Source organism: Pseudomonas fluorescens (assembly GCF_001307275.1).
Taxonomy (GTDB): Bacteria; Pseudomonadota; Gammaproteobacteria; order Pseudomonadales; family Pseudomonadaceae; genus Aquipseudomonas; species Aquipseudomonas fluorescens_AA.
In genome coordinates, this window is record NZ_CP012831.1 from 5,623,807 (window position 1) to 5,637,368 (window position 13,562).

12 protein-coding genes are annotated in these 13,562 nt (G+C 63.7%); 6 read left to right on the plus strand and 6 right to left on the minus strand.

Annotated features, from left to right (window positions below; translation table 11 throughout):
* Nucleotides 1-45 precede the first annotated feature (45 nt).
* Nucleotides 46-2,619 carry an EAL domain-containing protein gene (locus AO356_RS24840; protein WP_060742028.1) on the minus strand — a complete coding sequence of 858 codons (2,574 nt, stop codon included), beginning with the start codon at nt 2,617-2,619 and terminating at the stop codon, nt 46-48.
* A gap of 340 nt (nt 2,620-2,959) precedes the next feature.
* Here AO356_RS24840 and AO356_RS24845 point away from each other — a divergent pair, with 340 nt between their 5' ends.
* From AO356_RS24845 to AO356_RS24855, 3 genes are all read left to right on the plus strand, one after another.
* Nucleotides 2,960-3,346: an EF-hand domain-containing protein gene (locus AO356_RS24845; RefSeq protein WP_053119671.1), complete on the plus strand. Its 387-nt coding sequence runs from the start codon at nt 2,960-2,962 to the stop codon at nt 3,344-3,346.
* A gap of 129 nt (nt 3,347-3,475) precedes the next feature.
* Nucleotides 3,476-4,321, plus strand: coding sequence for a DUF692 domain-containing protein (locus AO356_RS24850; RefSeq protein WP_060742029.1), 846 nt, complete (start codon nt 3,476-3,478; stop codon nt 4,319-4,321).
* Complete coding sequence (locus tag AO356_RS24855) at nt 4,314-5,075, plus strand: DNA-binding domain-containing protein (RefSeq protein WP_060742030.1); 762 nt, start codon at nt 4,314-4,316, stop codon at nt 5,073-5,075. Before AO356_RS24850 ends, AO356_RS24855 begins: the two co-directional genes overlap by 8 nt.
* A gap of 110 nt (nt 5,076-5,185) precedes the next feature.
* Here the strand turns inward: AO356_RS24855 and AO356_RS24860 are convergent, their stop codons facing one another.
* The 4 genes from AO356_RS24860 to AO356_RS24875 all read right to left on the minus strand — a co-directional run bounded on the left by AO356_RS24860 (nt 5,186) and on the right by AO356_RS24875 (nt 8,976).
* On the minus strand, nt 5,186-5,692 hold the full coding sequence (locus AO356_RS24860) for a DoxX family protein (protein ID WP_060742031.1): 507 nt from the start codon (nt 5,690-5,692) through the stop codon (nt 5,186-5,188).
* Between the two features lie 17 nt (nt 5,693-5,709).
* Nucleotides 5,710-6,342: a ferric reductase-like transmembrane domain-containing protein gene (locus tag AO356_RS24865; RefSeq protein WP_060742032.1), complete on the minus strand. Its 633-nt coding sequence runs from the start codon at nt 6,340-6,342 to the stop codon at nt 5,710-5,712.
* A 586-nt stretch (nt 6,343-6,928) separates the two neighbouring features.
* The gene (locus AO356_RS24870; RefSeq protein ID WP_060742033.1) at nt 6,929-8,239 is read right to left on the minus strand and encodes an ATP-binding protein; all 1,311 of its coding nucleotides are present in this window, start codon (nt 8,237-8,239) and stop codon (nt 6,929-6,931) included.
* Nucleotides 8,236-8,976, minus strand: coding sequence for a response regulator (locus AO356_RS24875; RefSeq protein ID WP_003202589.1), 741 nt, complete (start codon nt 8,974-8,976; stop codon nt 8,236-8,238). Before AO356_RS24875 ends, AO356_RS24870 begins: the two co-directional genes overlap by 4 nt.
* 225 nt (nt 8,977-9,201) lie before the next feature.
* Between AO356_RS24875 and AO356_RS24880 the strand changes: the two genes are divergently transcribed.
* From AO356_RS24880 to AO356_RS24890, 3 genes are all read left to right on the plus strand, one after another.
* Nucleotides 9,202-9,465: a DUF2790 domain-containing protein gene (locus AO356_RS24880; protein ID WP_060742034.1), complete on the plus strand. Its 264-nt coding sequence runs from the start codon at nt 9,202-9,204 to the stop codon at nt 9,463-9,465.
* 168 nt (nt 9,466-9,633) lie between these two features.
* The gene (locus tag AO356_RS24885; RefSeq protein ID WP_060742035.1) at nt 9,634-10,842 is read left to right on the plus strand and encodes a cytochrome c biogenesis protein DipZ; all 1,209 of its coding nucleotides are present in this window, start codon (nt 9,634-9,636) and stop codon (nt 10,840-10,842) included.
* Between the two features lie 217 nt (nt 10,843-11,059).
* The gene (locus AO356_RS24890; protein ID WP_060743197.1) at nt 11,060-11,389 is read left to right on the plus strand and encodes a hypothetical protein; all 330 of its coding nucleotides are present in this window, start codon (nt 11,060-11,062) and stop codon (nt 11,387-11,389) included.
* A 3-nt stretch (nt 11,390-11,392) separates the two neighbouring features.
* Here the strand turns inward: AO356_RS24890 and AO356_RS24895 are convergent, their stop codons facing one another.
* On the minus strand, nt 11,393-13,258 hold the full coding sequence (locus AO356_RS24895; protein WP_060742036.1) for a sigma-54-dependent Fis family transcriptional regulator: 1,866 nt from the start codon (nt 13,256-13,258) through the stop codon (nt 11,393-11,395).
* Between the last annotated feature and the right edge of the window lie 304 nt (nt 13,259-13,562).

Sequence of the window (13,562 nt, forward strand, 5' to 3'; positions counted from 1 at the left end):
CTCATTGTGGGAGCGAGCTTGCTCGCGATAGAGGTGGGACGTGGGTTACAGCCACCGCGGCGTGGTGAAGAACGAGGCCATTTCCGAGCGGGCCAGTGCCGCGCCGAAGTACGGGCCCTGGACATGGTCGCAGGCCACGTTGCGCAGTTGGCTGAATTGCCGGGCGTTTTCGATGCCCTCGGCGGTGACCATAAGCCCTACGCTGCGGCTCAACCGGATCATCGCCAGGACGCCTTCCTTGTCGTCCTCCAGGCCCAGCTGCGACAGGATGTTGCGATCGAAGCGGATGCCATCGAACGGCTGGTCCAGCACCTCACGCAGGGAGGCGATGCTGGTGCCGAATTTGTCGATGTTGATCCGCACGCCGAGGTCCTTGAGCGCATGGAGGGTGCTGGCGACGGTCTTGTGGTCGGCCAGCAGGACCCCTTCGGCCACTTCCAGGGTCAGCCGGTGAGGCGCCAGGCCACTCGCTTGGAGGGCCTCTTGCACCTGGTCGAGCAGGAAGCTGCTGTTGAACCACCGGGGTGAAACCGCGATGGAGACATTGACGGCGCTCGGCCAGGTCGCGGCCTCTTCACAGACATTGATCAACATCCAGGTACCCAGCTCTTCCAGTTGGCCCGAGGTTTCGGCCACCGGTATGAAGTCGGCCCCACCCAGCTCACCTTTCTCTGGATGGTGCCAAAAGGTCTGGGCTTCGAAACCGTGCAGTTGCTCGGCGCTCACGTCGAAGCGAGGCAAGTAGCGCAGTTCCAGTTGGTCCCGCTGCATGGCGTCGCGCAGTTGCTGCTCGTATCGCCGTCGGTCGCGGGCCAGGTTGCCCATGGCTTCCACATACACGCGCCAGGTGTTGCGGCCTCCTGCCTTGGCCGCATACAAGGCGATATCGGCGTGGCGCAACAGTTCATCGGCGCGTTCGTCACCGGGCTGCGCCCAGGCAACGCCGATGCTCACTCCCAGGTACAGCGTATTGCCGTCCAGGTGCATGGGCCGTTGCATGCAATCGATCAGCCGTTCACACAGTTGATCGAGATCGTCGGCGTCGCCGGGGTCGGGCATGACAATGACAAATTCATCACCGCCCAGGCGCGCCGCCAGATCGGTGTCACGGACGTTTTGCTGGAGGATATGCGCCACTTCCCTGAGCACTTTATCGCCCACGGCATGGCCCAGGGAGTCGTTGACCGGCTTGAACCGGTCCATGTCCAGGTTCAGCAGCGCCAGAGGCGGGCGATCAGGTCGGTCCAGGTGTTCGCGCAGGCAATCGAACAAGCGGTTGCGGTTGGCCAGCCCGGTCAGCGGATCATGCAAGGAAAGGTGCTTGATCTGGGCCAGCGCCCGCAGCTCGTCGGTGATGTCGGTGGCGGTGCCGCGAAAACCCAGGGTGCCGGCCTCGATGGCCCGTACCGACAGTTTGCAGGTGCGGATGCGCTGGTTGCGTGCGGTGTACTCGCACAGCAGCGGCGCCGAAGAGAGGCTGTTGGCGCCGCCGAGCAGCCATTGGGCAATCGAGATCGAGCCGCCATGGGGGTGGAGCAGCCGTTGCAGAGGCTTGCCCAGCCATTCCGTGGGGCTGAATCCGGTCACTTGTTCGAAGCGCTCCGACAGGTAGGTCAGCGTCCCGGTCGAATCGACCTCCCACAACCAGTCGGATGAGACTTCGGCAATGTCGCGGAAACGTTCTTCACTGCGTTCCAGCGCCTTGCGGTGGGCCAGCAGGCTGGCGTATTGGCTTTCCTGGGCGCGAAGCATCACCAAGGCATGGCGCAGGACGGCCAGCGCCAGGATTCCCAGCGCCAGTAGCGCCAGGGCCAGCAAAGGCAGCAGCCCCTTGCGCAGATCCTGCCCCGGGGTTTGGGGTCGCCAGGCCAGGGCCTCCAGGGTCAGGTTGTCGAGCAGCAGTTGGGCGGTATCGGCTGGGCCTGGTGTCCTGGCGATATGGGCCTCGGGCAGGGCGAAGTCCCGCGCCAGGTTTTTCAGGGCACCGGGGTCCAGGACCTTGACGAAGAGCATCAGGCTGGGCGGGCCGGGAATTTGTGCCACGCTGTTGTCCGTGCCGGTGGTGATGGCGGACACGGCGACGAACGCCGGGGCATCTTCGTGATGCAGCATTTCGACGACCACTTCGTCGTGATTTTCCTCGGTGCTGGCCTTGTTCCAAAGGGCGCGCAGATCGCCGGTCAGCCAGGTATCGGCATCGAGGTCGCTCATTTGGCCATCGATCACCGAATAGACGGTCTTGCCGGTCGGGGAAATGACAAACACCGCCTGGTAACCGTAGAGCGAATACACGCTGCTGCCGACGTTTTCCTGGTCATAGGCCCATTCCTTGTCGACCTGGACATGCAGGTGCCGGTAGGCGTCGCTCCACTTGGAATAGTCGCTCAGGTCCCGGCCGATGCCGGTGCGGATCCCCTCGATGGCCCGTTGGGCGAAAAACAGGCTCTGCTCACGGGCGCGTCGGTCCTGGGTACCGGTGATGTTGAGCAACACGGCGATCGCCAATGCGGACATGGCAAACAGCAGGAGCATGATGGCCGGAAAAGTGCGACGGGTGAAGCTACGGGTTGGCGAGCCCGGGGAAAGGACAGTCGAGTCGTTGCCAGCATTTTCAATCATAAAGATAAGTCATCAGCCAAAAAGCGATTTCACCCGCACCTGTCTTGTATCGGCGGATGGGCTGATTTACTGAGTCGTGTTAACGAAGGGGCCGACGGGCTGCGTTGTCTTCGTCATGTGCGGGCCTTCAAGCGTGATGCCCACTTGAGGGCGACATCCCGTTGGGACGGGTATGTATCGCAGTGTGTACAGGACAGGCCCGGATACACCCGCTTGACGAAGGCCCAGGCCGGCGACACAGGCCGGATACACACCGGCGATTAACTACGCCAGCCAGCCGACACCGAGCCTCGGTGCGGATGACTGGCGCCTTAATCGTCAATCGTCAGAGGAATACCCCATGCTCAACTTCTCTCGCAATTCGTCCCTTGCACTCGGCCTGGCCCTGGTCGGCGGCCTGGGTCTCTCCACGGCGGCTTCGGCCTTGACCATGAACGACCTGGCCCAGGGCTACACCTTGGCGGCAGCCGATACCGTGAAGAAGCCCGCCGAAGGCAAGTGCGGCGAAGACAAGTTCGCCAAGACCGATAAAAACCACGATGGCCAGGTGTCGCGGGACGAGTTCATCGCCGCTGCACCGGAGCGCGCGGCGGAGTTCGACAAGATCGACGCCAACCACGACGGCGGCATCTCGTTGCCGGAAGCCAAGCAATACCTGTCGGCCCAGGCGAAGACCGCGGAAGGCAAATGTGGCGAAGGCAAGTGCGGGGCGGCTATCGAGTCCTGATTCGCCCCGGGTGGTGAGCCTGATGGGTTGATGCCCGCTCCCTCGCCACGGGTGTTGGGTTTCCATCGTGGGGTGGGTGTTCGTTCCATGAGGCTCTCCACATCTCGTTTCCCCCAGGAGAGATGTGTCATGTTGAATTTACCTCAACCCTCGGCAGGCCTCGGCCTGCGTCGGGCCTTGCTCGATGAGCTGCGCCAGGCACCGGCCGGGGATTTCGATTTTCTCGAAGTGGCCCCGGAAAACTGGATCGGAATCGGCGGCCCCCATGGGGCCGCCTTGCATTCGCTGGCCGAACGTTATCCGTTGACGTGCCATGGCCTGTCGTTGTCCCTGGGTGGGCCGGCGCCGCTGGACCTGGCGTTTCTCGGCCAGGTCCGCGGGTTTCTCGAGCGTTTCAACGTGCCGCTTTACAGCGAGCACTTGAGCTACTGCGGCGATGACGGGCATCTGTATGACCTGTTGCCGCTGCCCTTTACCGAAGAAGCGGTGCATCACGTGGCGGCGCGGATCCGTCAGGCCCAGGATGTGCTGGGGCGGCGCCTGGCGGTGGAAAACGTCTCCTATTACGCCGCCCCCCGACAAGACATGAGCGAGCTGGAATTCACCCGGGCGGTGTTGCGCGAAGCCGATTGCGACCTGTTGCTGGACGTCAACAACGTCTACGTCAACTCGATCAATCACGGTTTCGATCCCCAGGCATTCCTGGCGGGCCTCGAGCCGGAGCGGGTGGTCGCGATGCATGTGGCCGGGCATTACGATGAGTCCGACACGTTGAAAATCGACAGCCATGGCGCACCGGTCAAACCGCTGGTCTGGGCGTTGCTGGCCCAGGCCTACGGGCGTTTCGGCGTGCGGCCGACCTTGCTCGAACGGGATTTCAACTTCCCGCCCTATGCCGCGCTGGTGGCCGAATTGCAGACGATTCGCCAGTTGCAATACCCGGCCGTCCCCCGGCAGGCGGTGAGCCATGGCTGAGGCCCGGCAGACGCTGCATCAGCAGCAACAGGCGCTGACCCGTTACCTGCGCGACCCGGAACACTGCCCGGTTCCGATCGGCATGGACGCGGCACGGGCGCAGGTGTACCGCGACCTGGTCTTCGAAAACATGCGTTCGCTGCTCAGCGGCACCTTCCCCGTGCTGGTGAGCGTACTGGGGCAGGCTCCCTGGTGTGCCTGCGTGCGCGGGTTCCTGCGCGAACACCGCTGCGTCACGCCCATGTTCGGTAAAATCGCCGAGGAGTTCGTGACCTACCTCGCGGCCCATCCATCGCCGGACTGGCCGCCGTTCGTGGCGGAGCTGGCGCACTATGAGTGGGTCGAGATGGCGCTGCTGCAATCCGAGGCCGAGCCGTTGCCGAGTCATGATGAGGCCGCCTTGCTCGATCTGCCGCTGCGTGTCTCGCCCCTGGCCTGGCCGCTGGCGTACCAGTGGCCGGTGTATCGCCTGGCCCCGGGCTACCAGCCCTCGACGCCACCGGCCCAGCCGACGCTGTTGCTGGTGCGGCGCACGCCTGGGTTTGAGGTGCGCTTTGCCGAACTCAGCCCGTTGGCCTGGCGCCTTTTGCAGCGCATTGAGGAATATCCCGGGTTGGCGGGGCGAGGGCAGTTGCTGGCGTTGGCGCAGGAGGCGGGGGTGGCTTCGTTCGAGTTCATGGACAGCGCCGTGGCGCTGTTGCGGCGGATGCAGGAGCAAGGGGTTGTTGGCGTGCAGCCACATCCCGTCAATTAAACCCAACCCCTGTGGGAGCGAGCTTGCTCGCGATGGCGGTATGTCAGTCACTGTGAGGTCGACTGACCCACTGCTATCGCGAGCAAGCTCGCTCCCACAAGGGGTTTTTGTCAGGCTTTACCTGGGTGAGGCAGGCCGCTCTTCAGCAGTGCATCCACGCTCAGCTTCCCAGCCCCTTGCAGCACCAACGGCAGCAACGCCACCAGGTAGATCAACGGCAGCTTGAAGTTGCCATGTCCCTTGTTGGTAATCGCATAACCCTGGGCCAGTTCGCTCAAGCTCGACCAGTCCGCCGGCCAGTGTACGGCCGCGGTCGCCACCACGGTGACGACGATCAGCACCAGCGCCGACAGGCGCGTGCCCAAGCCAATCAACAGGGCGATGGCGCCGATCAGTTCGGCCCACATCGCCAGTTCCCAGTTCCACTGGGCCGGCACATGGTCGAAGGGGAACGGGAAGGCCGACTGGATCTCGGCGAACCAGTTCTCGCCATTCCATTTTTCCAGGCCGGATTCGAAAAACTCCCAGGCCAGGAACAGGCGCAGGCCCAGCGGCGCGAGCCAGGCGCCTGCCTGATCGAGATGAAGATGCAGTGTTTTCAGCACGTTTGAATACATGATCGGCCTCCCTGGGCTCAAGCGTGTTGCGGCCGTTGGCGGCGCTGAGTGGCTTGGGCCAGTTTGCCCACCAGGCGGATGGCGGTGGCGGCGCAGATCAGGCCGAACGGCAGCACGTACCAGTCGCTCATGGGAATGCGCTTGAAATTGGAGTAGGCAAAGATCGCCGCCAGCACCCACATACCGGTGACATGCAGGCGCTTCCAGGCCTTGAAGCCGATCAGGCGCGTGGTGCTTTTGAACGAGGTCAGGGCCAGCAGCAGGATGAATACGTAGCCCACGGTGCCAGGCACGTTGCCGAGGGTGGTGCGGCCGGGCCAGAACTCGGTATTGAGCTGGCCGTAGCTGTAGATCAGCACTGCGTGGACCAGATGGGAGAAGGCAAACGCCAGCCCGATGAAGCGTCGTTCACGCACCAGCGACCGGCTCAGGGGCGAGGGCACCAGCACCGCGAATGCCGAGGCGGTGAAGGCCAGCAAGAAGAGGAGGAAGGACGAACGAGCCGTGGCGCGAATGGCGCTGCGCACGCCTTCGGTGAGGTCCGGGTTGAGCACCAGGATCAACCCGGTCATCAACAGCACCAGGGCGGCGAGCAGGCTGAACAGCGACCAGCCCTGGAAACGAAGGGGAGATGCAGTTGCGGTAGGCATGTAAAGGCTCCTTGGAAGTCGAGGCCCGGTGGTGATGGCCGCCGGGGCATGAGGAGTCTTTCAAGCCGGTGTAAGCGGGGTGTGTCCACAACGCCGTATCGTGCAAGTTTGTGTATGCCCATCATCCGCAGACACACTGACATACAAACCCCCCTCCAAATCCAATACCCCACAGGGGGATTGGTAAGGCATCAAGCTGTGTGGCGCCTCGGAACAGTGTGGGAGCGAGCCTGCTCGCGATGGCGTCAGGTCAGTTGAACAGGTGCCGGCAGATACACCGCTATCGCGAGCAAGCTCGCTCCCACAGGGGGATTGGTAAGGCATCAAGCTGTGTGGCGCCTCGGAACAGTGTGGGAGCGAGCTTGCTCGCGATGGCGTCAGGTCAGTTGAACGGATGCCGGCAGATACACCGCTATCGCGAGCAAGCTCGCTCCCACAGGGGGATTGGTAAGGCATCAAGCTGTGTAGCGCCTCGGAACAGTGTGGGAGCGAGCTTGCTCGCGATGGCGTCAGGTCAGTTGAACGGATGCCGGCTGATACACCGCTATCGCGAGCAAGCTCGCTCCCACAGAGGTTGTTGGTTGTGTCAGCTTGCGAAGGCCAGGCGCAGCTCGGCGCATAGGCCGCCGCCGTCGCGGTTGCTCAGGGTCAGTGAGCCGCCCATGGCGATCGCCAGTTGCTGGGCGATGGCCAGGCCCAGGCCAGTGCCACCGGTTTCCCGGTTGCGCGAGCTTTCCACCCGATAGAACGGTTTGAGCACCTCGGCCAGTTCCAGCTCGCTGATCCCGGGGCCACGGTCCAGCACCTGGATCACCAGTTGCCCGTTGGCGGCCGGTTGCACCTGGATCTGCGCCGCGCCGCCGAATTTCAAGGCGTTGTCCACCAGGTTGACCAGCACCCGCCGCAGGGCATGGGGGCGGGTGTCGATGACGGCGGCGTTTTTCCCGCACAGTTGCACGTCCTTGCCGGTGTCCTGGTAGTCGAACACCAGGCTGTCGAGAAACGCATCCAGGCTGATCCGACAACTGGCCTCGGTGGCACCGTGGATGCTGCGGGCATAGGCCACGCCTTCACGCACCAAGTGTTCCATTTCGCTCAAGTCGCTCCACAATTTGTCCCGTTCGATCCCTTCGTCCATGAACTCGGCGCGCAGCTTCATGCGTGTGATGGGCGTCTGCAAGTCATGGGAAATCGCCGCCAGCAACTGCATGCGCTCCTTGAGGTAGGCGGCGATGCGGTCCTGCATGGCATTGAAGGCCTTGGCCGCATGCACCACTTCGGTCGGGCCCTTTTCGTCCAGGCGGACGCTGTGGGCGTTCGGGTCGAGGGTTTCCACCGCCTGGGCCAGCCGGGTCAGGGGGCCGACGGCAATGCGCACGGCCAGCCAGGTGCAGCCGATCAACAGCGCCAACTGCCCCAGCAACACCATCGGCAGCCAGGGGGAGAGGGGCATCATCGCCGGGCGTACGTCGATGGTCAGCGGGCTGCCGTCCCCCAGGCGCAGGAGTGCCTGATAGTGCATTTTCGGCCCGGGAATCTGCTTGAAGGTCAGGCCATAGGCCTGGCCGATGGCTTCCTGGATCGAACTGACCGAGATCGGCGCATCGGCAAGATCCATCGGTTGCCCGGGCTGGCCTTCGTCGAGCAGGTAGCCATAGTTGCGCCGGGCGAGTTTCGGCAGCCAGGCCGGGCGTTCGGCGGCAGGCAGGCGGTCGAGAATGGCGACGGAGGTCGAGACATCGGTTTCCAGGTTGCCGAGCATGGTCGACTTGGCACTCTGATAGCGCTCGTAGTATTGGACACCGAAGGACAGGCCCTGGGCCAGGATCAGGCCGATCAGGAAGATCAGCGACAACCTCGAGGCCAGGGTCCGTGGCCAACGCAGCGGCAGACTCATACCGAGGCCTCGAGGATCTCCACCGGCAGCGAGAACACGTAGCCTTCGCTGCGCACGGTCTTGATGTAGGCCGGTTCCCGGGCGTCGTCCAGCAGGCGCTGGCGCAGGCGACTGACCAGCAAATCGATGGAACGATCGAACAGGTCGGCGTCCCGGCCCTGGGTGAGGTTAAGCAACTGGTCGCGGTTGAGCACCCGTTGCGGATGGTCGAGGAATACCCGCAACAAACGATATTCGGCGCCGCTCAAGGCAACCATGGTGCCGTCGGTGTCCAGCAGGTGGCGGGCGGTGGTGTCCAGGCGCCAGCGCCCGAACGCCAGCAGGCGACCACTTTCAGTGACCACCAGGTTGGGCGGCAGCATGCGGGTGCGGCGCAGCACGGCGTTGATCCGCGCTAGCAGTTCACGGGCGGCGAACGGCTTGACCAGGTAATCATCGGCGCCCATCTCCAGGCCGATGATGCGGTCGGTTTCGTCGTTGCGGGCGGTGAGCATCAGCACCGGCGTGGCCTTGTGCTTGCCGGCACGCAGCTCCCGGCACAGCACCAGGCCGTCGTCGCCGGGCATCATGATGTCCAGCACGATCAGGTCCACCGGTGTGGTTTCCAGGAAAGCGCGCATCTGCCGGCCGTCGGCGACGACGGTGGTGCGCAGGCCATTCTTCTTCAGGTAGTTGCCAACCAGCTCTCTGATCTCGCGATCGTCATCCACTATCAACACGTGATCGACATGATCCATGGTGTCCAGCTCCTCGGCGTTTCGTTGTGAGCAGTCTACAGGCGCCGGCCGGCCCGGCTCGCGGCGGTTTGTATTGCAGTGTATCTGGCGCGCGACGGATACACAGCGATGCAAAAAGCCACTGGGCTCGATACAGACGCGATACCTGCGCGGCATTCAATGGCACCCATCGAGGCAACACAACGCAGCCTCGGCAGATAAACCCCATTGAATCGAGGAATCGCCATGAACACCAAAGCCCTCTACGCCGCCTGCCTTTTCGCCGCGCTGAACATCTGCACCCTGTCGGCCCGAGCCGAAAGCAACGTGCAAACGCACAGCTACACCTACGGCACCCACCTGGACATCCAGAAGGTGCTTTCCCTTACCGAAGATGCCGAGCCGACCTGCGGCGTGGTCAACGCCCACATGACCTACCTGGATTCGGCAGGCCACGAGCAAGCGCTGGACTATCGCAAGTTTTCCGATAACTGCAGCAACCAGAACTGACCTGCTTTTGTGGCGAGGGAGCTTGCTCCCGCTGGGGCGCGAAGCGGCCCCTTTACTTTCCTGACGTACCCAGTTGTCAGGTCGATTTCGGGGGCTGCTGCGCAGCCCAGCGGGAGCGAGCTCCCTCGCCACAGGGTCTATGTCAGCCTTTTAGATTGAGGTGTTGCCATGCTTCTGATCGCTTTTCTCGGCGGGATCCTGACGATTCTCAGCCCCTGTATTCTTCCGGTGGTGCCGTTTCTGTTCGCCCGGGCCGATCGCTCCCGCGGCTCGGTGCTGCTGACCCTCGGCGGCATGGTGCTGACGTTCGCCCTGGTCTCCAGCCTGGCGGTGGTCAGTAGCGAATGGGTGGTGCGCGCCAGCAGCGTCGGCCGGCAAGTCGCCTTGGTGGTGATGGTGATGTTCGCCTTGTCATTGATCTTCAGCCGGGTCGGCATCTGGCTGGCGCGGCCGCTGGTCAGCCTGGGCAATCGCCTGGACGCCGGGGCCGGGCGGATGGCCGGGCCGGTGGCCTCGGTGCTGATCGGGGTCGCCACCGGGCTGCTCTGGGCACCGTGTGCCGGGCCGATACTCGGGGTGATCCTGACCGGCGCGATGCTGCAAGGCGCCAGCGCACAAACCAGCCTGTTGTTGCTCGCCTACGGCCTGGGCAGTGCCTTGTCCCTGGGCACATTGATCCTGGCCGGGCGTGGGCTGGTCGGGCGCCTGAAACTCTCGCTGCCGATCACCACCTGGTTGCGCCGGGGAACGGGGGCGGTGGTGTTGCTGGCCGCCGTGGCGATTGGCACCGGGGCGGACGATCGGTTGTTGGCGGCGACTTCCTCCCAACCCTCGGCCACCTTGGAACAAGGCTTGCTGAAGAACGTGCCCAAGGTCATTGACTATGTGGTGAGCAAGGCCGGCGCAAGCTCTATGCCGGCCCTCGAATCCCAGGGCGCCATGCCTGCGCTGGATGGTGCGGTGCAATGGCTGAACTCGCCGCCGCTGAGCGGCGAGTCACTGCGGGGCAAGGTGGTGCTGGTGGACTTCTGGACCTACGACTGCATCAACTGCCAGCACACCTTGCCCTATGTGAACGGTTGGGCGAAGAAGTATGAAAAGGACGGGCTGGTGGTGATCGGTGTCCACACCCCGGAATACGGCTACGAGAAGATCATCGATAACGTACGCGAGCAGGTACGCAAACTGGACATCCACTACCCGGTGGCGATCGACAATCAGTATGCGATCTGGCGCGCCTTCAACAATCAGTACTGGCCGGCCCATTACTTCATCGATGCCAAGGGGCAGGTGCGCTACAGCCACTTTGGCGAAGGGCGCTACGGCGAGCAGGAGCAGGTGATCCAGCAGTTGTTGCAGGAGGCGAAGACGGGTTGATGACTAGAGCGAGCTTGCTTGTGCGAGGGGAATCTGTGGGAGCAAGGCTTGCCCGCGAAGCAGACGACTCGGTTTCAGATAGACCGCGCGAACTTCATCGCGGGCAAGCCTTGCTCCCACAGATTCCCTCGCCACAAGTCGATGTAGTGGTGCTGGCCCCTTGCTCATTTGCATCCAGTCAAACTTCTTTCCTTTCAGAAAGTTGGGCGACAAACCTATGCGTATTTCTATGTGGGTCGTAACGACGTTTCTCTTGGCCGCCGTCTCGCTTGGAGCCCAGGCCAAGGCGCTGACGCAGAACCAGCAGTCGGTGTGCCGCTGGGGTTCGGACATTGCGGCGGGCGCGCAGGCGTCGAAGCTTTCCGGCGTCAGCCTGTACGGCGCGCGCAAGAAGCTGCAAGTGCGCAAGTTTCCCCGGCCCTGGATGCGCATGACCGCCCTGGGCATTACCGAGCAGACTTACAACAGCGCTTCGCGTCTGAAGCCTGCTGCGGTCAAGCAGACCTACTACGAACAATGTGTCCGTCATGAGCTGGCACGCCGATAGGCCTCAGGCCGGGCTCCGGCCTGGCATCTCGATACCGTGCTGGTGCACCCGCCGATACAGGGTCGCCCGGGAAATGCCCAGGGCCCGGGCGGCGGCGGTGGGTTTCCAGCGGTGGCGCACCAGGGCATCGAGCAGCGCCTGGCGTTCCGGGCTGGCGCTCGGCTGCGGTCCATGATCGGCGGCGTCCGCGCGGTGCAATGACTCGGGCAGGTGGCTGAGCTGAACCACACTGGCTTCGCACACCGCGCAGGCATAGCGCAGCACATGGCGCAACTGGCGGATATTGCCCGGCCAGTGATAACCGAGCAGGCATTCCAGCGCCGCGCCGCTCAATTGCACCGTCCCCCCGCAGAGCGCCGACTCCTCGGCAAGCATTCGATTGATCAGCGCCAGCCGGTCGCTGCGTTCGCGCAACGGCGGTAGCTGGAAACGCGCGCCACCAAGGCGGAAATACAAATCCTCACGAAACTCGCCAGCGGCCACCAGGGTCTCCAGGTCGCGGTGGGTGGCGCAGATCACCTGGATGTCCACGGCCTTGCGGCGGGATGCCCCCAGAGGCGCCACTTCACCCTCGGCCAGCACCCGCAGCAGGCGGGTCTGCAAGGCCAGCGGCATGTCACCGATCTCATCGAGGAACAAGGTGCCGCCATCGGCCTGTTGCAGCAGGCCTTGCATGCCTTTGGCCGAGGCACCGGTGAAGGCGCCGGCGACGTAGCCGAACAATTCGCTTTCGATCAGGCTTTCGGGAATGGCGGCGCAATTCAACGCCACGAAAGGGCGATCACGGCGTTGGCTGGCCTGGTGCAACTGCCGGGCGAACACTTCCTTGCCGGAACCGGTTTCGCCCTGGATCAGCACCGGCAGGTTGCGATCCTTGACCCGTACCGCCAGGCGCAGGCTGTCGGCCAGGCGCGGATCGATCTCGGCCGGGGTCATCGCCACCCGCGGACGCGGATTGGCCCGCTGGCGGGGCGCACTCAAGCGGCCATGCAAAGCGTGATCGAGGAGGCAGAGGCTTTCGTCCCGGGCCCGGTGCAGCCGTTGCTGGTCGAACACCTGGCCGATGTGTTGCGGCAACTGCCCGTAATGCTGCAGCAGGTATTGGCGGGCGGCCGGGTTCAGGGCTTGCAGGCAACCGTCGTCATCCCAGGCGAACAGGAAGTCTGGCTGGCTGTCGACGTAGCCGGCGTTGCGATGGGCCCGCAGCACCCAGTAGCCCTGGGCACTGCTCATGAAAAACGCCTGCTCGATCTCCCGGGCGCTCTGCACGACCATTTGCCGGATCAGGTGCTGCGAGCGTCGATCATCCGGCGAGCGCACTGCCGAGACGTCCAGCACCCCGAGCAATTCGCCCTGGGGGTCGAAGACCGGTGCGGCGGAGCAGGTCAGGCCAATGAACGCCGCGCGGAAATGGTCGCGCTTGTGCACCGTCACCGGGGCTTTGCCCATGAGCACCGCCGCCACGCCACAGGTGCCTTCTTCACCCTCCGACCAACATGTGCCCAGGTACAGCCCAGCCTTGCGGCAGTCATTGCGGATCGTGGTTTCCACCCGATAGTCGATGGTCTGGCCCTGGGCATCGGTCAAGAGCACGCAGTAGTCGGCATCACGTACCCGGCCATGGAGGCGGGCCACTTCTTCACTGGCGATATTGAGAAACAGCTCGGAGCGCTCGCGGCATTGCTTGAGCACGTCCTGGGACAGGATGCGCGGGCCCTGCAGCGAACCGGGGTCCAGGTGATGTTGCTCCAGGGAGCGACGCCAGGAGTCGAGGATCAGGTCCGGGACCGGCAGTTGAGGCAATTGCGCCGCGTTTTTCACCACGCGGCTGACGCAATCCACGTGCGCCCGGGAGTGAGCGGAAAGCATAGGGGCCTCCGATTCAGCTTCTTGTCGTTGTGCGCACATTAAGCGCCGTTCGCCGGGTGCAGACAAGCACGACGGGTTGTGCGGGCAGATGTGAGACGCCACGTCTCAGCGTCTCGCGGTTACCTCGTGCAGGCTGACATGGAGCGTCTCAGCCGGGCTCGCTTGGCCTCATTGAACATCCCGCCTGGACCGCTCTGGCTCGGCTGTCTCCTGGACTTTTCCGGTAACTGGCACCGCCCTTGCTCTACCCCTGGAGCCCGCCTGACGGGTCATCCAATAATAACAACGAGGTGCCTATGTTCTC